A 21,902-nucleotide genomic window follows, 5' to 3' on the forward strand; every position below is an offset into this window, starting at 1 on the left:
AAATGACGAAGAGCTAAAATCGAAAAAGCAAATACTTAAAACTATATAGATATCAATAATTTAAAATGGGGTTGCTTGCTCTTGATGTTATGCTTCAAGTGGTAAGTCTTAAATAATATTTCCCGGAAAAGCAGAAAATCTTCTATCGTCACAAAAACATCAGCTGAAAAAAGGTAAAGTAATTATCTTGCGTACGCCTGTAGAAAATGGAATGAGCAAACTTTTTTGATAGTTAAGAGATGCGACTTCTGCAATGTAGAATTATTCAATTATAAATATCAGGTCACATACAACCCTTGCAACTGGAACAGTCATCGCATGATTTTGCTTCCATATAATTACCGCGCATGATCAGGAAAGTACATTCAGCTATCTTGTAATTTGCTGCTTTGGTATCATCAACGCTTACAGTATCAGCGTCAAAGATCAATTTAATCGGCACTTTTTCAAATTCAGTTGTCAGACCCGGCTTTAACGTTGGAAAAATTATTTCTTTTTCGCCGTTTTTCTTTCTGACTGTAATGATGTCGAAAGTACAAAGAGAAGTTAATCTACCTCTTTCGTCAAAACACACGGAGTTTTTATCCGCATCAATGCCCATTGCATCCGCATCATATGCATTTATCGAGCCAATAGGGGTTTCAATCAAGAATGGCTCTGCAGGTTCTACAGATTCTATGCTCCCATCTTCAAAGAGCTTAAATCCTATTCGAACTGGCATTTTTCCTGCTGGCGTGTCAATTATGATTCGTTCATTCGGCCACAAAATCAGACTTCTAACTCTTCCGTCTGGATAAAACCGCAAACCTATTATCTTTGCACAAAAGTCCCCAAATGGGAATGAAAAATTGAATTTTTGTGCAAGTTTGCCTTCTTCTTCTTCTGACCAGAAACCGCTGATCTGGCCGTTTAAAGGAAACAAGCTATTGATCGATCCATCTTCAAAAAAAGTAACCAATTCAGCCGGAAATGTCCCTATTGGTGTGCTTATTTCAGTTTGTTGCTCTAAAGAAATGTTTTTAATTTTCCCGCTTTTATAGAAAGACAAAGCTGCTAACTGCTTTTTTCGAAATCCTGGATCACCATACTGCGGCACAAGATCTCCGTATTTTGTATGAATTAAATTATACTCTTCAAACTTACAGTCTTTTAGTTCGCCGCTATCATATGTGGTAAAGCTCGTTATTCCTTTGAGCCCGCTTGTTTCAACAGTTAACATTATGTATCATCCTAGATTAAAAACGAGTTCAGTTCTTTTTATGTATTGAGATAATCTGTATATTAGTTAAATTAAACTCGGAAATTAGTATCCTATTTCCTAGCTAGTTATATAAATAATTTATTTCAATGAGGGTCTTGCAAGAAAAATACTATTTTTGACCTATTTTTCTTGCAGATAGAGGATTATTCTTGCAAGTTGAGTAGTTTAATAATTTCAATCTGATACAGAGTTCGAACATACTTATAGTTGAGATTTATTTTATTAAGAAGTTATACTCGTTTTTGAGCGTATTTATAACTAACTTTTGTAGACAGTTACTCTTATTCTGAAGTTTACATATGAGTAAAAGTGCAATTTTTTTTATTTTGCTCTTTATTTACTTTTTTCTATGAGCTACAAGCCCATCATCATTAAGTATCTCAAGCAGAAAATCAGGTAATTTGCTTCCTTTAAATATGCCTCCGTCTGAAACTATAACTTCACCTTTAGCCAGATCAACTTTAACTTCATCTCCTTCCTGACATTCGATATCAGCCTCTATAAGAGGTAGCCCGGTATTGATCGCGTTTCTAAAAAAGATTCTGGCAAAGGACTTCGCTATAACACACGATACTCCTGCATATTTCAAAGCAAGAGGAGCCTGCTCTCTTGAAGACCCACATCCGAAGTTGGTGCCTGCAACAATGAGATCTCCAAACCTGAACTTTTGTGTGAATTCCGGGTCAATTCCTTCCATTGAATGAGCTGCAAAAATCTGTACATCTTTGCTCCGCAAATACCTACCCGGGATTATATCATCAGTATTAACGTTGTCTCCGAATTTCCAGACTCGGCCTACAATAAGATTCACCGTCACACCTCAACTGAAAAGTAATTTCCTTTAATAACACATAATTTCATACACATACTTTAGTAACTGAGTACTTGGTTGTTTATTGATATCCTGAGCGCAAAAATTATATATATTTTAATGCTAAAATGAGTGTCAATTGACTCACTTTATGGTACCTGAATAGTTACCTTACTTTTTTGTTTCCTCATTGTTTGCAAATACTTTAATCCCCTCTCAATGGTGTAACAGTATTCTACACAGTAAATTCCACATTCTTCAAGCTTTTTTTGTGCACCCAACCCGATTTTCATAGAAAGTACAGCATCACAATCAGAGACAATTTCGATTGCTTCTTTTTTCCCATGGTATTCATTGTTAAGCTCGTTACCTCCATTGCAGTACTTCTTTGTCGAGCGTGTCTCGATAAACTTATAATCCTCACCATTAATCTCAAAAATCATAAAATCGGTTGTTTGCCCAAAGTGCTGGTCAACAAGTTTTCCACTTTTTGAAGTAACTGCCACCTTGAATTTCTCAGAGCTCTGTTTTTCTACCTCATTTAAAGTTGTACATTCAGTGTCCATATTGCAAGCTCCATTTTTTAGCTAGTTACGAATACTCTTCCCAGTTAATCTGCTTTGACCGCAGAGCCCTTTCCCAATCATTTGCAACATTTTCCAAAAAGTTCAGCATACCTTCGTATCCGAAATATACTCTGTTCAAGTAATTTTGTCGTTTTGTCGGGCTAAAAACGTCAAATGCAAACTTTATTCCAAGTTCTTCAGCCAGATAATACTCCCATGAAGAGCCGAATACAGCATCTACACAGCTTTCCATCAACGATTGTTTTATCTGATATCCATCCGCCGAAAAAACAACCTTTGGGGAAATTCCCATCTCGCTAAGCTCGTTTTCCAACAACAGCTGAGAGTCAGACATAGGCGATCTGAACAGCAACAGCTCCGGAATCATTTCCAGCTCTGCAAATAACATTCTGGTCAGGCCTATTCCCATGGTCGCATCAGCTGAAACAGCCACTCTGCAGTTACGGTACCTGGGAATCATCATTAACCCCCTGCGTCTCAGCACGTCAATGGCCATAGCTTCTCCGTCTTTTATTATTGCCTCGACCTTTTCTTCGACGTCAAAGTATTTTCCTACTGCGCGAAGCCATATTGCAGTATTTTTAAGTCCTACTGGGAGGGGAATATCCGACAGTATAAACGGTATACCATGTACTTCCTGCATTTTTAATCCGAACTTATACCCCGCATCGTGACTGAGAAGTATATTTGCCGATGCTAACCCAGCATTATTCAGTTCTTCCAGCGAAGTATCGTGAGGAAGCACAGCCTGAACTTGAATCCCAATTTTTTCAAGGGTTTCACGTATCCATTTCAAATCCGCCCACCAGGTAGGGTTCAGGTTTGCCTGAGGAGCTATTAAGTTCACAGTGTTTGGAATTTTTTCCTTCTGTTTTTTTATAAATGGAAATAGCGCATTCAGTCCCAATTCAATACCATCATAGAGGTTTCCTCGAAACTCTCCTGCCATCAAGGGAATAAGCTTCGCATTAGTTTGTGGCTGGATATTTCGACATAAGCCCTCAATATCCTCACCAATGATGTCAGCTGCACATGTACCAACTACGAATATCGCTCTGATTTTAAATTTTGTATCAGCTTCTTCAATTAATTTTTTCAGCTTGCTTGACGCGCCCATGACTACGTCTGTTTCAAAAAGCCTGGTGCATGCAACTTTTTTCTTTTCGTAAAATCGATTTCATGGACATCATAGGCAGCTGAAACCGTTGAGGAACATCCCTGTGGGGAATGTATGGGTCATACATGCCATAGTAGCGGTAAACATCCCTGCGCAGAATCCGGCTCCAGTACACGCAAAATTTTTAAGTCTTTTAAGGTCATCGTCTGAGATTTTGTTTACTCTATGAGCCCCCACCCCTTCAGAGACTGAGATGAAATCCTTGTAACTGTCAGCAATGTATCCAGGGAGCATCGGCCCTCCGGTTACGATAATTGCAGGAATGCCAAGTCTGCCTGCTGCCATAAGATGACTTGGAACAATCTTGTCACATGTGGGAATAAGGACTATGCCGTCAAACTGATGGGCTTTAACCATCAGTTCAATTGTATCTTCAATAATTTCTCTGCTAGGAAGGGAATATTTCATTCCCTCATGCTCCATTGCGATTCCGTCGCAGACCCCTATAGTATGAAACTCAAAAGGAACTCCCCCGGCGTTCCTGATTCCGGCTTTTACAGCCTCAGTAAGTTTTTTCAGGTGCATGTGACCAGGAATTATATCGTTCCAGGAATTAACAACTATGATAAAGGCTTTCTCATCTCGGAATCTGTGATTCCCGTCGCTTTAGAAGTGAACGGTTGGGAGCCCGCTACGGTCCTTCTTTGATGATATCGCTTCTCATGTTAAATCTCCATAAAATTTTGTGGTGAGGATTAAAAAGTTATACTATATATACGACTTACGCATTTGAGACTAAAGTACAGCGATTGATATATTCTCAATGGAGTAGAGAGACCAGATATTGAGAATAATTTGTACACTAACCTATTAAATTAGAAGATAGGTTTATTAACCGGCGGCGGTTATTGGGACTGAATAATCACTTATTAGAGAATAGCCACCTCTGAGATGATATCTATGGATTCAATGGAAAAAATATTTGGAAAAACAGCACAGATGACAGTTCTTAAAAACCTGATCGAAAACCAGAATGAGCCAACCTATCTTTCAGGAATAGCTGAAGAAACTGGATTATCTCATTCCAGCGTATCAAGGGTTATCACACCTCTGGTTCTTTCAGGTATCGTTCAGGAAAAACCCCTGGGAAAGCAGATCCGAACTTTCCAGCTGAATATGGACAATGAGGCAACAAGTATTATTATAGATTTTTACAGCAAAATTAATCAGCTACTGAACTAAGTCTGAGTAATAAAAAGCACGGGAAGTTGAAGCTTCCCAAAATTATTTTTTAGCTTTGTCTCCTAAAAACTCACACAAAACCTCTATAACTGGCCGAAAATGGTCTTCTCACGTAGTTTTGTTCTTAGTTTTATCGCCTGGTAAACGAAAATCAAGCGGACAGGTCCATTTTCAATAACGTTCTATATATTGTAGTCAGATATATCTTTTTAAAGTGAGATCTGTTGCCCAAAGGCCGGTAAAAGATTTGAGCTTTTAAATTAAGTTTGGATTTTTAGAATAATATTTGGATTTTAGATCATTATTTGGGTTTTTATAGGAAGTTTTGATTTTTAGAGAGGGAAACCAGAAAATGACCAGCTCAATAATAATTAGAAAGACTATAAGCATTCAGAACTTAACTCAAATCTTTATTTCCAGTACTCAGTCAGCCGGCAGCCAAAACAAACTAAGACCCATAAGATTAAATAGGTTTTATCCTTATTTTCCTTGAAATCGGCGCTGGCAAGGCAAGTTAAAAACTAGCTAACGCCCAAAAATAAATAAAAGGCATGTTAGAACAATCGAACACCTTATAATTATTGCCATAAAGATTAAGCATCTTATAGTTATTATGGTGCAGACTGAAAACTATTTACTTATTTATTTAATCCGTATTCGGGGTTCCGAAACGCGGGGACATTCAGTTAATGTTCAAAATTTAAAATTGAGGCTTATAAATGCAGTACCAGGCAACAGTTAGAATTGAACAGAAAGCAGGTATGCTTGACCCTGAAGGCACTACCGCAAAAAGGGCTCTCGGACAACTTGGCTACCAGGTCAGCAGCGTAAAGACCGCAAAGCTGTACGAAATCGTGCTAGAAGCCGACTCTGCCGAGATTGCAAACCAGAAAGTTGACGAGATGTGCCAAAAACTTATTGCAAACCCAATCGTCCACAATTATACAATCGAGCTCAAGGAACTTAATTAAGCTGTGTGGATAAGCGATTGAGGCGTCAGAAAAGCCAAAACTTTGAAAATTGAGGGAAAAAAATGAAAATTGCCATTCTTCAGTTCGGAGGCACAAACTGTGATCTGGACGTCCTGCACGTCCTTAAAGACGTTGTGGGTGTGGACGCCGAGACTATCTGGTACAAGCAGGAAGATCTGACAGGTTTTGATGGAGTCGTCGTTCCTGGAGGTTTCTCGTACGGAGACTATCTCAGGGCAGGAGCAATTGCAGCCCGCACTCCAATTATGAACTCAGTAAAAAAACTTGCAGCCGAAGGCAAGCCTGTGCTCGGGATCTGCAACGGCTTCCAGATTCTTACCGAAGCCCGGGTGCTTGAGGGAGCCCTGACAACTAACGAGTATCCGAAGTTCAGGTGTCACTGGACCAACCTCAGGGTAGAGACAGTTGATACGCCTTTTACCTCGAAGTTCAGGAAAGGCGAGGTTATCAGGATGCCTATTGCCCATATGGAAGGGCAATTCTATGCCGAAGAGAAAAACCTGGCTGAGCTTGACGAAAACGAGCAGGTTGTCTTCCGCTATGTGGATGAAAACGGAAAGGTAACTGATGAAGCCAATCCTAATGGTTCTCTTGAAAATATTGCGGGAATAGTAAATACTTCAAGAAATATTCTTGGTCTCATGCCCCATCCTGAAAGAGCCTCCGAGTCAATTTTGGGCTCAGATGACGGTCTGCGAGTTTTCGAGTCTATGGTGGATTACATTACTGAGAATTTCTGATTAGTTCGATTTTATTTTTTTAACTTTTTTATTTTTGATTTATTTCAAATCTTATTATTTTTTATACCTGTTTCAAAGATAGGGAGTCTATTATAACCGAAATATAGTAGCCATTTATCATTCCAAGAAGTGAAGTGTCAGTTTTGCGACGTCTCGTTGACTGACAACTCCTACTATTTTATTTTCTTTATTCGTCACTGGAAGTGACCTGAAACCATATCTGGAGAACATCGCCGTAGCCTCTGCAATACTGCTTTCCGATTTCAAGGTTATGACACTCTTATTCATGACATCCTTAAGTAGTGCTTTATCATCTGCCTGAAGGATCTCTTTTACATCGAGAATACCCAATAACTTATTATCCTTGCCTACGACATGGATATACATTATTTCATCCTTACCCTTTGCAATTTTAGGATATTCATTCTGTATGGTCTCTACTATTTCGTCAGGTTGTGCCTTTATATATTTCTCTGTTATGAGGTTGAGTATTGTGTCCTGCCGCTTCTCAAGGATAGACTTTATCTTATGGAGATTTCCTTCATCCATCAACTTCATTATCTCTGCTTGATCCTCCAAAGTCAGTACAGCTAGTACATCAGCTGCCTGACCAGGTGTCATTCTATCGATTAAATCAGCGACCTTCTCCTTGTTCAGAGAGGATATTATCTCCCTTTGCATGTTTGGACCAATTTCTTCAAGAGCATCAGAAGCATGCTCTTCATCAAGCTGATTGATAACAACAAGTCTCTGATCGTGATCCAGATCCTCAAGAATCTCTACGATATCCACAGGTGGAAGATCGTTCAGCTTCTCCTTTAATACATTTAACTTGACGTCACCTGTGAAACTTCCAATATTGGGAGGCAACGCTTGGACATAAAACCAGGGAATAAGCTCCTCTTCGCTTTTATCGTCCTTCTTATGAACTAAATTAGCAAATTTACTCAGACCCAGCCTCCGGAGACGCGCATCTTTAGACGGGTCTACATCAGTAATATAGAGTTTGTTCTTCAGTACCATCCTGATATCGTAAACGACCTCGATATCTGCATCTTCCATATCCAGAATCTTTTTATCCAGAATGAAATCTTTCAGAAGAATAAATCCTTCCGGAATTTTAAAGGCGTACCTTTCTATATCATCGAGATCTACAGTTATTTCTTTTTCACTGAATGTGTTTACGTTATCCCATGGCACTATTAATGAAGGATAGCCGAAAGGTCGACTTATAATGATGTGTGTAGCTACAGCCACCTTACCTTTATTAACTATAACAATATCTGAGAGCTTTCCTATCTTTTTGCCTTTGAGAAAGACGTTTGCATTCATCACTTTACTCAAGTAAAAAATTCCTTTTGATTGTGTTTTTGTGGATCCAGCCTTCATACCATCACCTCCCCCTCACCTTACCAGCGTATAGAATTTATAAATTAATATGATCACAAGTATTATCAGATAAATTCTGAGGGCAAGGAGTGAAACCCTGACCAGAGGTGTCATCTTCAAGCGTGGTTTGCTGTATTTCTGATTAATTTCATTTACTTTCTTTCTCCACTCTCTTACTAAACGCTTGATTCTCCCTTTCTGAGATATATCATCAACGTTATCTGCCATATTTATTACCCCTTTATCCTCACATATTTTGGTGCTGCTCACCTGAACAACTCCGGAAAGACCACGCTTAGGGCATAAAGTGTGGAGAGAATAATTATTATAAACACTATCGAGAAGCCCAATATATTCTGAACAAGAGTGTTTTTATATTTACCCATTAACTCTTCATTGTTGAGCAGAAGTATTAGAAACACAAGAGCTGCTGGAAGAAGAGTTACAGCTATAACTTGTACGAATAAGGTTATTAGTACCAGCGGAGAACCTGGAAGCAATACTATTATACCGGCACCAATCAGGCTTAAAAAATAGAACACGTAGAACATTGGAGCCTCTGAAGGCTTGTTATTAATGGAATGAGCCCATCCAAAGACCTCTCCCATAGCCCACGAACTTGCCAGCGATATACATATAGCTCCAAGAAGACCGGCATCAAAAAGTCCTATGGCAAGAGCAGAGCCAACGAAGGGATTGTGAACCATGATTGCAGATGCAGCAGCAGCAGCGCTTTCAATATCTGCTCCTCCTGGCTTGTGAAGCAATGTAGCGGTGAGAATTATACAAAAAGCTGCAACCAGTACTGTGAAAAGAGCACCCGATGCTGTATCGAGCTTTCCAAATAAAATGTCTTTCTCGGTCATGCCTTTATCTACTACAGAACTCTGCTGGAAGAATAACATCCATGGAGCTATCGTTGTTCCTATATTGGCCATGAGGAAGAAAAAAACGTCATTTGTGAGTCCTGTGGGAAAACCTGGGATCAGGCCTTTTGTGATCGCACTAACATCAGGATGAATAATCAAGGCTGCGGGAATATAAATAAGGTTGAGTGAACAAAATACAAGCACTATTTTTTCCCAGGTCCAATATCGACCCTGCATGACTATAGCGCTCATCAAGATGGAAACTCCAATTACTGTTACTACAGGTGGCACTCCAAAGATCTTCAGAGCAGCCGTCATTCCTATAAACTCAGTTACCAGAGTGAGAAAATCCACAATACCCAGATCTATTAAAGAAAACCAGCCCCAGAATGGGCCAAAAGCATCGAATATAGCCTCAGCATGTCCTCTTTTGGTGACCGCACCTAATCTTACAGTCATCTCTTGAACGACATATGCTACAGGGCCGAGAAGTAGTATAAACCATAAAAAACTGAAACCAAATTTGGCGCCTGTTGCAGCATAGGTTGTAATGCCCCCTGCATCATTGTCCGCCACCATTACAATTATGCCTGGGCCTGCAAGTGCCAGATATAAACGTAGCCATTTTATGAACCTGCGATATTTATAGTAATAAGATGCACTTCCCATGATTATTCACCTCCATTCTGGGGTACATAATGAGATAGACTTATCTATAGACTTTATTTATAATTTAATACTCATATCTTGTGTGGATTGCATAATGAAGCAGATGTGTATTTATAAGTATCTTTAAGACTCCACAAACTGCTGTTACGGTTTAGTACATCGGGTTCTTTTGATTAAAATAAAACTTAAGCAAATGAGATACTAAGCAGATTAGATACAAAACCAAGATCACGCTACTTTATAAAATTGTTATAATTTGAGCAGTCGGGTGTTTCTGTCTTCAGTATAAGTTCAACTGTACAAACTTTCAGCTTTTCAAGAGGATATGAAAAGAGGGATTCCTAGAACTATTTGAGACATTTGAGACCAAAAACACTTAAACCGACAAGAAGAATATCACTGGGATCTTTAAACCTGAAACTTGACGCTATAAACCCATTTCAAAACATCTGGTATTCATAAGTAATTATTTATACAGAGCCAAAAACTGTATATTGACCAAATTTTTTGTGGAAATATTTGACTTCCAGGATATGTTAGAATTCAGATCAACCTCTTTTTATCTGTCTTGAATTTCTTATCATGACCTCTATTTTTTTCTGAGACAATCATGCTGGACTCTATATTTAAAATTTTTTTGATTGTATATAATTTTCAAGGTCGGATGGATCTCTTGAAAAGACAAATAAAAATAAGTTCAGGCTTACTTTTCAGAAAAGATATTTCAAAATCTTTTTATTATCTCAGATTATTATTCATACGAGTTATTATAAAAACAATGATTGTCTTTCTGTATATATAATTTTAAAATTAAGGGGAGTATTAGATTATGAAAGGAAAATCAATCCAAATCATTTGCATAATTTTCCTCCTTGTACTTGGGGCAACAGTTACTCAGTCAGGGGCTGCGGTTCTTACCGTAGGCATTAATGGGGGAGAAAACTATAGTTTCATTCAGGATGCTGTCAATAATGCACAGAATGGGGATACAATTGTTGTAAGCCCTGGCATATACATAGAAAATATAAACGTGAATAAGGAAATTGCAATTATCTCGAAAACTGATGTTTCGGGCGACATGACGAACCGTACCTATGTAATAGGCGCAGTTCCGGCAAATGACGTCTTCAGTATCAAGTCAAATAACGTGAGAATAACCGGTTTCCATATTTTAGGAGGGCCCTCAGGAATTGATGCTTATCAGGAAGTCGGTCTTTATCTTGAAGGCGTGCAGAACTGTTCCTTAAGTAACAATACCCTGATGTTGAATGATGTTGGCATTGACCTCAACAATTCTCATCGTAATCTCCTTGACAACAATCAGATATGTCTCGGATCTACCGGAATTGTTCTTTCCAGATCAAACGAAAATAAGTTGTCAAACAACCTGGTAGAGACAAACGACGAGGGAATCCTGCTGGATAATTCTACTAACAATACTCTCATGAATAACACTGCAGAATCAAACGATGTAGGAGTCCTTCTTGACGCTTCAATAACTAACATGCTTGGATACAATTCCATTTCAAGAAACAGTTATGGAGTAATCATCGAGAATATGGCAGGATCTAATATTCTGACTAATAACAGCCTGTACATGAATGGTCTTGGAATGCATCTTAAAGGATCCACCGGTAATATGATCTCCCTCAATAAATTCTTCAACCTCGTGGATGCCGTGGATGAAGGAACGAATTCCTGGAACAGCAGTTCAGCAGGCAATAAGTGGAAAAATTATAATGGAACAGATGCTGACGGAAATGGTATAGGTGACACTCCTTATGTTGTTAACCAAACAACCGGAAGCATAGATTACATGCCTCTGGCAAATAATGTTTCTTCAGGTAAATGAAATATAAGTAGTAATAAAACTTAAATGTCTTAATTAGTGATTTAATAAAAAGATCCGTTGAACATTTGCTGGAAAGATCTTAAAAACGACCTTTCTTTTTTATAATTTTCTTTGTAATTTTTTTATTTTAGCAGTATTTTTTAAATTATCTTTTATAATAAATTCTTTAAAAAGCTCTCTGTAACCTTTCTATTTTTCAGCTCTTTTTTATAGTTTCCCATAATACTCACTTCAGTTCAGCTTTTTTCAGTTCTTCCCTTATATTTTCTACAGTTTGCCATGACTGCCTGACTATTCCAGGGAACTCTCCTGAGTGCTCCTTTCCCCAGTTCAACAGGAATTCTTTTGTTTTCGGGTCTGAGGGGTAACCGCTGCCGAAGTCAAGGCCCCATTCTTTCTTAAGCTCCTCGATAAGCTCATCCCTGCGCACCTTCGCAATAATTGAGGCTGCCGATACAACAGGATAAGTAGCGTCGGCCTGATGCATGGAAACTATCTCTATTTCCTTTGCGTGGTCAGGGCTGGTTTTTGCATACTGCCTAAGGATGTTGGCTCCAAAACGTTCTTCATTGACATCAGCAGCATCGGCATATAAGCGGTCAGGCTTTAGCTGTTCGAGCACTTTTGAAAAGCAGACCACCATGATCTCATTCATTGTCATGATCTTGCGGAGCTCGTCAATCTGGGAAGGGCTGACCTCAAGAATAAAAAAGCCGTCTGCGTGTTTTTTAATCTGGGCTGCAAGCTGCTCCCGCTTTTTTGGCGTCAGTTTCTTGGAATCCGCAACCCCCAGCACTTTAAGGATATGGGCTCTGGATTCTTCAATTTTTACGCCTCCTATGCACATTGGCCCGATTACAGGACCTTTTCCGGCTTCATCAATTCCTGCGATCATCATTTTTCTGCTGCCTCCCTATTTGAAGGAAGAGAGCTTTTCATTATTTATAAAAGTTAGTAAAGGTATAGTTTGCTCTACAGAAATTCTGAAAAAATGAAAACCCATTTACAAAAGTATTCACTGGCTCGAATAGCCCGTTAGAAATCTCTTTTCCGTTCTCACTGTGTGGATACTCTGACAGGTCTTCAAGGTTCAATGCAGGATGAAAGCTGTCAACAGTTTATATAAATTGTTGCGTTACACTTTTTCAAACAAAAGAGAATTCAGACTCAAGTTTCTTTAACCAGATTCCACATCCATGATTTTTCAATGCAAGAGGCATGTATTCCTTCACCAGATCGTGATTCACTTGCCCCATATAATCATTAAAATATAAAATTTCATAATTTTTATTAGTTATAAGTAATGCCTTTAAAAAGTATGCCTCATTCCATGCAAAACCCCGTTCCAGCCATTCTAGAGGATATTCAAATGGCCAGAAGATATCGTGAAAATGGATAATCACACCTGGTTTCAGACGGGGAAGTACTTCGGTAAGAATGAAAAGAACATCGCTCCCAAACTTCACAACATGTGAACTATCTACAAATAGAATGTCCCCACTATTCAGATCTTCAAAAAGAGATAGATTTACTGTTTGAACCTCTTTTCTTAAAATAAGCTTTTTAGGATTGTCTCGGTCAGACAATAAACTTAAAATCAGATCTGGATAAGGCTCAATAAAAGTTATCTTCGTTTTAAGATTTAACAGTTCGCAGGTGTCCAGAGTAACAAGTGACGAATAACCTGATCCTACTTCGATAAGCCTTTTTGGTTTAAAGTAATTTATCATGCAAAATAAAACAATTGCATCGCCGTAACTATACCATTCACTCCCATTAAAAAAGTATCTGGTATTATTCTGCTTGAAACCATCTCCAAACGGGATTAAGGAGATATATTTCTGGAACTGTTTTAGTAATTCTATCTGCTTATCACCATTGATCTCAATTCCAGTCGGGTTCCGAGATTTGTCGATTTTTTGATATAAGTTCGAGATGTTATCCAGATTTGGTAATGGAGAGTAAAAATGTCCTGGAGGAGCGAATTTGATCGTAGGACTCATAATATACTTTACGCGCTCAGCATATTCATCAGAATTCAAAAGAGATATTAAGATTTCGTGTTTTGGTATGCCTTTATTCAATAGTTGGGTATAATGTTCTTTTCCTTCAGGATCAGGAACTCTGCCTAAGATCCTGCTATAACAATAATCGACAAATTCGTCAAAAGTCTGTTCCATCCTCAATTCACCCAGTGCATCCTTTCACTTTACTTTAAGACTTATGCAGTTAACTGAAAAATTATAGCATTATGCCTTTAACTGTCTTAATACTAAAATTGAAATCACAGTGTTTGTGTACTTGATTACAGATATATATCAAGTGAGCAACTCCGTTCAAAGATTCCAATATTATCCATAGTATGTTATTTTATTGGCTGATTATGAAATCATATAATATATTTGGTGTTTTATGTAAGATATTCTAAGTTATATTTACTTGTTAGGCTCTTAAGATTAGTTTAAACTAAAAAGTATTAAAAATAATTGTTTTGATCTTACAATTAAGGTAGCAATATTAAATCTCTAGGACGTTGCTGTTCCAGGTGTTTCGAGCTTATTTCTAACAATTTTCAGACCTGCAAAGTTGATTATAGCAGGCGAACTCAAAAATAAATTTAATTTTAGAGGGGATAAATTATTGCTATACCGATAATTCACACCTGAATTTCTGAGCTGCGAATTCATCCGTTTTTCCTGCCTGCAGACTTTCCAAAGCTTCAAACATCTCCTCAAACAAAAACATTAAATCTGAAGTTGAGTATGTTTTGGGTTAAGTTAGCGAGCAAAAGACGAGATGAATACCCAATGCCAGTAATTACCTTGCAGTACGACGACCTCGAAAAACTCACAGGAACCGATAAGGAAACCATCATAAAAAGGGTGCCCATGATAGGGGCTGATGTCGAAAGGATTGAAGACGAATATATCGACATAGAGTTCTTCCCTGACAGGCCTGACCTTTACAGTGTGGAAGGGGCAGCCAGGGCAATGCGGGGTTTTCTGGACCTTGAGACCGGACTGTCCGAATATGAGGTAAAGTCGCCCAGGGTTTCGATCTCGGTCAGTGATGAGATCCTGAAAATCAGGCCTTTTCTTGGGTGTGCGGTTGTAAGGGGCGTAAAATTCACATCCTCGTCCATAAAATCCCTTATGGATCTTCAGGAAGACCTGCACTGGGGACTTGGAAGAAACAGGAAAAAAGTATCTATAGGCGTGCATGACCTCTCAAATGTTAAGCCGCCTTTCCGATATATGGCCGTAGACCCAAGTTTCGAGTTCGTGCCACTGGATTACACCGAAAAAATGAGCATGAACGAGATCCTGGAAAAGCATCCTAAAGGCACAAGGTTTGCCCATCTTGTCAGGGGCTTTGATAAATACCCGATAATTCTGGACGCAGATGACAATGTGCTGTCCTTCCCGCCGATCATTAACGGGACACTTACAAGTGTGACCGAGAGCACAACCGACCTCTTTATTGATGTCACGGGGCTTGGAGAAGCCGTATATACCGCCCTGAATATTGTTGTGACCGCCCTTGCAGAAAGGGGTGGGCAGATCGAATTCGTAAAGGTTGTCAGGCCCGACTGTGGAGAACTTACCCTACCTGACCTTGAACCTGAGACCAGGTTCCTTACAAAGACTGAAGTTAAAGACCTTTTAGGCATGGAACTTTCCTTAGAAGAAATCGTTAAACAGCTTGAGAGAATGCGCTTTGGAGCAAAAGCCCTTGATGAAGAAACCATCGAGGTAAAGGTCCCGGCTTACAGGGCCGATATTCTTCATAACTACGACCTTGTAGAAGATATTGCCAAGGGCTATGGGTATGAAAACATCAAAGTAAGGATTCCTGAAACTTATACCCCAGGAAAGTCTCACCCGATTTCCCTGCTTCGAGCTCCCGTAAACGAGATAATGGTAGGGCTCGGCTACTACGAAGTTATGCCATTTACACTCACCAGCGAAAAAATCAATTTTGAGAACATGCGCAGGCAAAAAACGGATGATGTTACCTATGTGCTTCACCCGATAAGCGAAGACCAGACAATGATCAGGACAACCCTGCTTCCGAATCTTCTTGAAATTCTTGCCTTAAACCAGCACAGGGAACTTCCTCAGAAGATTTTCGAGTTCGGCGAGGTCGTAAATAACGAAATAACCGGCCAGCACGTAGCTGCAGTCTCGATTCACCCGCAGGCAAACTTTACCGAGGCCTATGAGGTTGTAGACGCCCTGATGAGGGAAATGATGCTTCCCTACGAGGTAAAAGAATCCGAAGATCCCGCATTCCTCGAAGGCAGGCGGGCCGATGTCTATGTCAAAGGCAAAAAACTAGGAGTCTTTGGAGAATTCCATCCAGAGGTCATAAGCAATTTTGCTCTCGGATACGCCGTTGTTGGGTTTGAACTTGACCTCAATGACCTTATAGGTTAATATTGGTTAAAAGTTCGATATTCAGTTGAGAGGAGACTATTCTCTCCTCTCTATTTCTTTCTCTTCATTCTTTCCATTTCTTCCCTCTTCTCTTCATTTTTTCCTTCATTTTCTCTTAGCATTTTCTCCATTTCGGCTGCTATTTTTTGGACTTCGGAGATATCTTCAGTCTCAGTCAGTCTGTAAGTAAGTTCAAGCAGCCTTTCTTTCAGGGAACCAAGTTCATCAAGGGCAAAGTTAAGCTCTTCAAGAAGGACTCCCAGGGATTTTATCTCGATTAAATCTGAAATTTTTTCAGGGCCTGTCTTTATAAGGGAAAGTGTCTCGGGAGAACAGAGGTCAACGTCATATTCTTCTTCAAAATCTCCTTTTGGGAGCGTTTTAAGCCACCTCACACTCCTGATATGCCTGATAAAATCGCTGATCTGCTGGTATTCATAGTCTCCGGTAACCTTTCCAATCAGCATTTCGTTCCTGGTTTTGAGCGGGGCTGCCACAAGGTCTCCTTTCTTTATTTTTGTAATAAATGAATATATCTCTCCTGCCCAGGAAGAGCTACGCTCTTCCTGCATCCCGGGATATTTATCGAGCATTATTTTCTTTACCTGTGCTTCGTTTCTAATACTGGATAAATCCGGGAATTCAGCCCATCCTATTGTAATCACGCTGTTTTCCAGGATCAGCTCTTCATCTTCTAAGGTGCCTGCAGCTTTGATCAGCCAGAATTTCATAACCGGTCTCCTTTTCATTTTAACTTTGCGTTTTTCTAGAAAATTCTACTTATTAGCTCCATTTTTACCGTTTTCAGGTTTTTATAATTGGTTATAGATAACTGGAGCAAAGGTACGAATTTCGGTACATGCCCAGCGAATCCGAGAAAAATTCTGAGGGACTGAATACAAGATGGTTTTCTATATTCCAGATTAAACGCCAGAATTAGGCTCGAAACAGGATGGAAACCTGAGATCACAATTACAGGAATTCATTTTCATCCAAAGGTTCGGCTGCTTCCAGATAGTACCTGAAAAGTTCCTTTCCCCAGCATATGGCTTTTTCCCCAAAAGACAGAACTAGCTGGTCCCTTAACTTTCCGTTTTTTTCGAAAAGTTTGAATGCAGCGAGCCTATCCGTTACAATCAGGGATGGAACTGCTGTCGGCTCTCGTACTATAAAAAGCCTGGAATTGCTGGCTCTGGACAGTTTCTCTGCCTCTTTACGATTATTTAAAAATAAACGATGTGCAACACTTTCAGTCATGCATAGTATAATTTCAGCTCCCTTCTCCGTAATCTCTGTATAAATTGCAGGAGCTTGAGGATGAAAATAAGCTGCAAAGGTCAGGACCTCCCTTGAGCTTAGAATACTATCCCGGAGTATTTTCGGGGTCTCGAATAGATGCCCGGCGTCAGGTTCCAGTAATTCGCAGTGTCCGAGTTCGTCAATTCTCTTCAGCAAGAACTCAGGAATCGAGCTTAAATCATGGCTCAGCCAGTATTCAGTATTTTCTCCTAAAAGCTCAGCCGTACTCAACAGAGGCTGCATATTTTCAACTATTATCTCCCCAATCTCGGACAGCCTGTAGATTTTATTCTTTTGGGTTATCAGGCCGGATTCTTTCATTTTTTTCATATGAAGCTGGATCGAACTGGCATTCACGCTAAGCAGTTCTTTTATCTCATCGACGTCCCTTGGTTTTTCCTTCAGGAGCAGTAGAATATCTTTTCTTCTGCCCGAAAAAAGAATCAGGTTAAGAAGGCAATGTTTCATTTTTGCTCACTTTCGGTCTCTACCTTTGCCTCTATACCAATATCATAAAAACTTTTTGATTTTGGGCCCTCGGTTTTTAACTGCTTTTATTTTTTATTGCATTTTATTTTTTATTACAGGATTTGATTAATACAGTTTTATTGGTCTAAGAGGCAGTAACAGCAAAATAAAGATAAAATCTTAGAGTATATTTTTGATTATTAAATCAATTTGGTGAGAACACTGATTCTTGAAAAAAAATTCTCTTCACACAGTAAAGGTTCAGAAGAAATTAAACCTCTTATATCTGGCGATTTAATTGATAGCTCAATCAGTAATTCGATCTACAGTTGCAGTATTCCGGTGAATAACTCAATGGATACTGCAGTCCGTAACTCTATGAATGACTCACTAAATAACCAGGTCAATGATCCAATAAGTAGCTCGATGAATAACTCAATAAATAACTCGATCAAAAATTTGTCAGGTAGCTCAATAATTAACTCTATTGGAATGGAATTTATCCTGATCCCTACCGGAGAATTTAATATGGGCTCTCCAATACTTGAAAAACGAAGAAAGCTCTGGGAAAGCCCTGTGCATAGAGTAACGATTGAAAAACCTTTTTATCTGGGCAGGTATCCGGTGACACAGGAGCAATGGCAAAAAGTCATGGGGAACAATCCTGCGTATTTCAAGGGCGAAAAGCATCCGGTTGAAAACGTTTCCTGGAATGAGATTCAGGTCTTTTTCCGGAAACTCAATGCTCTGGAAAATGTCGATGGAATTTCCCGAATCTACCGTCTTCCAACCGAAGCTGAATGGGAATATGCCGCCAGGGCAGGAACTGCAACTGCTTATTTTTTTGGAGATGACGAATCGAAACTTACGGAATATGCTTGGTTTCTGGAAAATTCCGGGCTTGAAACCCATCCGGTCGGCCTGAAAAAACCAAATTCCTGGGGGCTTTATGATATCTATGGAAATTTAGGGGAATGGGTACAGGACGAGTACCATATCAGTTACAAAGGTGCCCCGGAAGACGGGAGGGCTTGGGAAAACGCTTTTCCAAGCGTATCCACTCCAGTGAGGATAAGGAGAGGTGGAGGCTGGAATGGAAATGCAGGCTGCTGTCGGTCGGCTGAAAGACTTTTTGCGGCTCAGGATAAAAAGTTAAATAGCCTGGGATTCAGGATAGTCAGGGAAATATGATCCAGATTTGAGCTGGTTGATTTAAAAAATTAGTTGCTTTTCTTCTCTATTATCTATTCTTGCTACCGGTAAAAGTAGTAATACGTTCTAATCCTATACTCCATCCTATGCATCCTGGTCCCTGTCTGTTTTACTTGCAGGCAGGGGCAAAAAGAGATTCAGGTGCTTTCGACAATCTAAGAGGCGACTTAGATTTCGTGTCTATTCGGAGAGACACTAGTTATGCTACTTGTGTCTTTTTGGTAGAGACACTTAACTATACTACAAACTAATATTTAATACCTTTGTTTATTTTTTTGCTATATTATATTACAGATTATAAAAATTATTTTACACAATTGAGTTAACTCCTTTAGGTGACTCCTTTAGGTGACTCCTTTAGATAACTCCTTTAGGTAACTACTTCCAATAACTCTAGATATAATTTTGATAACTTCCAGTTGACAGAAAAGTATTTGACCGGAGATTTGAATAAACTGTTGGCGAGTTCGGGAAATCCTTAAAGAGTACAGTTATACCCTACTTATTAAATTCAGGTAGCCTGTGCAGGCTATGAGAAAAATGCAGTGTAGAAAAAGAATCTTCCTCAATTCAAATATAGCAAACGTCCGGAATATGCCATTGAAATCAATATAAAGAAGACAGCCTCAGAATCTGAAACGCCAATAGTATTCCTTATCAAAGGTCAGCGTGAGCCCATGTCAATATTGTTGATTGAAGTATGTGGTTAAGACTGTCCAACAGGAACTGCGGACTTAAAAATTATATTTGAAACTTGAATAAAAAAAGTTTTTAAACATTATTTCTTAATAAATAAGGGTGTTGTCAATTGACAGATTCTAAAAATAATATTCAAGGTAGCAAAAATAGTTCCAAACTTCTTTCTCTAAATAAAAGAATTATTATCAGAATTTATATTGTTATAGTCTGGTTTACAATTGCGCAAATATTATTGATTACAACTGAGATGGCATCTTATGAAGACATCAAGTATTTCTTCTGGGCAGAATCAGTCTTAGTGCCATTATTGTTTGTGCTGTACATAAGGGGAGTACCAGATCAACTATCTAGAGAACAAGAAAAAGAACAGAAAAAGGCAATATTTGTGCTCGCCTTCTCTTTCGCATGTCTGATAATAGCGTTTTTTACGGCTATATTTATTAGATACTAAAATATGTTCAAAAGATACAATTTGTGTACTCAATTTCTCAAATTAAGATGTCCATTATTAAGGGTTTTGTTACTCTCTATCAAATACGTAAGTTGTGCCGACCGTATTGAGCAGGAGTTGTTCTGGCATCGCTTCTGCAAACCGGTTTATAGCCTTCCAGCCGATACAATGCATGGTACGATATATCAAGGGCTTTATCCTTCTCATCTCGTCAATTGTGGGCTGAATTATCGGGTCAAAAATCCTGCCTGTGAGGTGAAAGCCTCCAAGGACTGCATAAACCTTATCCGTTCCTGCAAATTTCTTTGCATACTCAACTGTATTTTCGGACTTTATGGGAATAACAAAGGCCTCAGGATGAAGAAAAAGCGGAATTTTTTTCTTTCCCTCTCCAGTTATAAACTTTATGAGTCTCTCAAGCCCGAAAAAATGATCCGGATGCTCGTGGCTAAGGATGATGGCCTCAAGCCTGTTCAGGTAGGCTTTCAAAAGCCTTGCTTGTAATAATGTACAGGATTTATACAGGTGAAGAGCGGGAATCGTTATAAATTTTCAAAAAGATTTATTCGGTTATAGCTTTGGTTGTCGCTTTATTTCAAGCAGTTCAATATTTTTTTAGTTTTTTCAATTTTCCTGCTCAATAACTATATGTGCTTATATCGGCAGTGTGCCAATTTTTCTGTAAAATTACAAATTTTAAAAAGTTATCAACTCGAAAACTCGATATTAGTAGACTGATTTCATGTACTGTGCATAAGAACTTGACTTTGAATTTACAGCAAATTAGGGACACTGTCCTTATATCTGTATGCTTCTCTATATTTATCTATACTTTATCTATACTTTATCTATACTTTTCTTGCAGCTATCGCTATCCAGTCCCCGCCTTTCCGGTATGACTCTCCGGATAGACTGTTCCATGCCTGTTCAACTCTAAATCCACTCTTTTCAAGAGTCAGACTTATAGTTTCAAAGGAATAGTCGTGCAGCCATAGCCTGTAAACCTTTACAGTCCCATCTTCATCCATGATAATATACTGATTTAGCCAGGTATCATCTTCCGGATAATCAAATCCTTCTTCCAGCACAAGGTGCCTGCCCGGTCTCCAGAAACCACCTTCAGAGAAATACCACCTGTTTTTGAGCCCTTCCCGCATGCGTAGCTCTCTTGTGGACACATCAAAAATGAAAATTCCGTTGTCTTTAAGTGTCCTGTGGACAAGGCTCAGGAGCAGGTCACGTTTTTCATTGGAAAAGGTACAGATTTCCCCATAGACCTGAAGAACGGCATCAAAAGTCTCCTTATAATCGATATTGAAAAAGTCTGCACAGATATAATCGATATCATTCCCATCTCTTTCAGCCTGAACCCGAGCATAGTCTATAGACCTTCGGGAAAGGTCGATACCGGTTACTTTCATACATTCAAAGCACAGCCTGCTGCTGTACAGCCCTGGCCCGCAGCCAAGATCAAGTACCCGGTCTCCGGTTTTCAGGAAGCCTGAGGTTATGAGATGGCGAACTGTTTTTTCGATCTCAACATTTCTTCGGCTTGCCCCGTCATGAGACTGGTTAAGGTGAGCTTCAAGCATGCTTTTTGAGATGTACGGATCGTCCCAGAAACGAGGTTCGCCAGGTTCGAAAAGAGGAGGCTTTAAAGATTGAGAGAAGATAGGTAAAAGATTATGGAGCATTTAAATAGATTATTTGATGTTCTGACATATAAAGTAAAGTAAAAGTTTTTGTAAATCTACGAAATAATTTTGCTGGTCTGCTCCATCCAGTGGCAATTCACTTTTTCTGCGTCT

20 protein-coding genes and 1 pseudogene are annotated in these 21,902 nt (G+C 39.1%); 7 read left to right on the top strand and 14 right to left on the bottom strand.

Annotation, left to right across the window (positions count from 1 at the left end; translation table 11 throughout):
- Positions 1–283: 283 nt before the first annotated feature.
- From BP621_RS09225 to BP621_RS09245, 5 genes and pseudogenes are all read right to left on the bottom strand, one after another.
- Positions 284–1,219 (bottom strand): hypothetical protein, encoded by a 936-nt coding sequence (locus BP621_RS09225; protein WP_292389330.1) that lies wholly within the window; start codon positions 1,217–1,219, stop codon positions 284–286.
- 379 nt (positions 1,220–1,598) lie between these two features.
- Positions 1,599–2,072 (bottom strand): 3-isopropylmalate dehydratase, encoded by a 474-nt coding sequence (locus tag BP621_RS09230; protein ID WP_292389331.1) that lies wholly within the window; start codon positions 2,070–2,072, stop codon positions 1,599–1,601.
- Positions 2,073–2,221: 149 nt separating this feature from the next.
- Positions 2,222–2,638 (bottom strand): NifB/NifX family molybdenum-iron cluster-binding protein, encoded by a 417-nt coding sequence (locus BP621_RS09235; RefSeq protein ID WP_292389332.1) that lies wholly within the window; start codon positions 2,636–2,638, stop codon positions 2,222–2,224.
- 25 nt (positions 2,639–2,663) lie between these two features.
- A complete protein-coding gene (locus BP621_RS09240) occupies positions 2,664–3,776 on the bottom strand; it encodes a nitrogenase component 1 (protein ID WP_292389333.1) in 1,113 nt (370 codons plus the stop codon).
- Positions 3,777–3,860: 84 nt separating this feature from the next.
- A pseudogene (locus tag BP621_RS09245) lies at positions 3,861–4,500 on the bottom strand (dihydroxy-acid dehydratase); the annotation flags it as partial.
- A gap of 236 nt (positions 4,501–4,736) precedes the next feature.
- On the opposite strand from BP621_RS09245, the gene BP621_RS09250 reads away from it, so the two are divergent.
- From BP621_RS09250 to purQ, 3 genes are all read left to right on the top strand, one after another.
- Complete coding sequence (locus tag BP621_RS09250) at positions 4,737–5,018, top strand: MarR family transcriptional regulator (protein ID WP_292389335.1); 282 nt, start codon at positions 4,737–4,739, stop codon at positions 5,016–5,018.
- 719 nt (positions 5,019–5,737) lie between these two features.
- The gene (purS, locus tag BP621_RS09255) at positions 5,738–5,989 is read left to right on the top strand and encodes a phosphoribosylformylglycinamidine synthase subunit PurS (RefSeq protein ID WP_292389337.1); all 252 of its coding nucleotides are present in this window, start codon (positions 5,738–5,740) and stop codon (positions 5,987–5,989) included.
- A gap of 62 nt (positions 5,990–6,051) precedes the next feature.
- A complete protein-coding gene (gene purQ, locus BP621_RS09260) occupies positions 6,052–6,750 on the top strand; it encodes a phosphoribosylformylglycinamidine synthase subunit PurQ (RefSeq protein WP_292389338.1) in 699 nt (232 codons plus the stop codon).
- Positions 6,751–6,867: 117 nt separating this feature from the next.
- Here purQ and BP621_RS09265 read toward each other — a convergent pair whose 3' ends face one another.
- Genes BP621_RS09265 through BP621_RS09275 form a run of 3 tightly spaced genes read right to left on the bottom strand, consistent with a single transcriptional unit; the run spans position 6,868 to position 9,677 of the window.
- The gene (locus tag BP621_RS09265) at positions 6,868–8,139 is read right to left on the bottom strand and encodes a magnesium transporter MgtE N-terminal domain-containing protein (protein ID WP_292389339.1); all 1,272 of its coding nucleotides are present in this window, start codon (positions 8,137–8,139) and stop codon (positions 6,868–6,870) included.
- Between the two features lie 15 nt (positions 8,140–8,154).
- Complete coding sequence (locus BP621_RS09270; protein WP_292389340.1) at positions 8,155–8,367, bottom strand: hypothetical protein; 213 nt, start codon at positions 8,365–8,367, stop codon at positions 8,155–8,157.
- Between the two features lie 38 nt (positions 8,368–8,405).
- Positions 8,406–9,677: an NRAMP family divalent metal transporter gene (locus BP621_RS09275; protein WP_292389341.1), complete on the bottom strand. Its 1,272-nt coding sequence runs from the start codon at positions 9,675–9,677 to the stop codon at positions 8,406–8,408.
- Between the two features lie 829 nt (positions 9,678–10,506).
- On the opposite strand from BP621_RS09275, the gene BP621_RS09280 reads away from it, so the two are divergent.
- The gene (locus tag BP621_RS09280) at positions 10,507–11,529 is read left to right on the top strand and encodes a right-handed parallel beta-helix repeat-containing protein (RefSeq protein ID WP_292389342.1); all 1,023 of its coding nucleotides are present in this window, start codon (positions 10,507–10,509) and stop codon (positions 11,527–11,529) included.
- Between the two features lie 226 nt (positions 11,530–11,755).
- Here the strand turns inward: BP621_RS09280 and rnhB are convergent, their stop codons facing one another.
- Both rnhB and BP621_RS09290 read right to left on the bottom strand, forming a co-directional pair.
- The gene (gene rnhB / locus BP621_RS09285; protein WP_292389343.1) at positions 11,756–12,427 is read right to left on the bottom strand and encodes a ribonuclease HII; all 672 of its coding nucleotides are present in this window, start codon (positions 12,425–12,427) and stop codon (positions 11,756–11,758) included.
- A gap of 247 nt (positions 12,428–12,674) precedes the next feature.
- Positions 12,675–13,709, bottom strand: a complete 1,035-nt coding sequence (locus BP621_RS09290; protein ID WP_292389344.1) for a class I SAM-dependent methyltransferase — start codon at positions 13,707–13,709, stop codon at positions 12,675–12,677.
- A 627-nt stretch (positions 13,710–14,336) separates the two neighbouring features.
- Between BP621_RS09290 and pheT the strand changes: the two genes are divergently transcribed.
- Positions 14,337–15,965, top strand: coding sequence for a phenylalanine--tRNA ligase subunit beta (gene pheT / locus BP621_RS09295; RefSeq protein WP_292389345.1), 1,629 nt, complete (start codon positions 14,337–14,339; stop codon positions 15,963–15,965).
- Positions 15,966–16,015: 50 nt separating this feature from the next.
- Here the strand turns inward: pheT and BP621_RS09300 are convergent, their stop codons facing one another.
- Entirely contained in the window at positions 16,016–16,696 is a 681-nt protein-coding gene (locus BP621_RS09300) for a restriction endonuclease (protein ID WP_292389347.1), read from the bottom strand.
- 241 nt (positions 16,697–16,937) lie between these two features.
- Entirely contained in the window at positions 16,938–17,732 is a 795-nt protein-coding gene (locus BP621_RS09305) for a helix-turn-helix transcriptional regulator (RefSeq protein WP_292389348.1), read from the bottom strand.
- Positions 17,733–18,086: 354 nt separating this feature from the next.
- Between BP621_RS09305 and BP621_RS09310 the strand changes: the two genes are divergently transcribed.
- Positions 18,087–18,923 (top strand): formylglycine-generating enzyme family protein, encoded by an 837-nt coding sequence (locus tag BP621_RS09310; RefSeq protein ID WP_292389349.1) that lies wholly within the window; start codon positions 18,087–18,089, stop codon positions 18,921–18,923.
- An 829-nt stretch (positions 18,924–19,752) separates the two neighbouring features.
- The gene (locus BP621_RS09315) at positions 19,753–20,094 is read left to right on the top strand and encodes a hypothetical protein (RefSeq protein WP_292389350.1); all 342 of its coding nucleotides are present in this window, start codon (positions 19,753–19,755) and stop codon (positions 20,092–20,094) included.
- Positions 20,095–20,163: 69 nt separating this feature from the next.
- Here the strand turns inward: BP621_RS09315 and BP621_RS09320 are convergent, their stop codons facing one another.
- Complete coding sequence (locus BP621_RS09320; protein WP_292389351.1) at positions 20,164–20,583, bottom strand: MBL fold metallo-hydrolase; 420 nt, start codon at positions 20,581–20,583, stop codon at positions 20,164–20,166.
- Positions 20,584–20,942: 359 nt separating this feature from the next.
- Positions 20,943–21,788 carry an SAM-dependent methyltransferase gene (locus BP621_RS09325; RefSeq protein ID WP_292389352.1) on the bottom strand — a complete coding sequence of 282 codons (846 nt, stop codon included), beginning with the start codon at positions 21,786–21,788 and terminating at the stop codon, positions 20,943–20,945.
- Positions 21,789–21,902: the final 114 nt, after the last annotated feature.

This window comes from Methanosarcina sp. UBA5, assembly GCF_002505485.1.
GTDB lineage: Archaea > Halobacteriota > Methanosarcinia > Methanosarcinales > Methanosarcinaceae > Methanosarcina.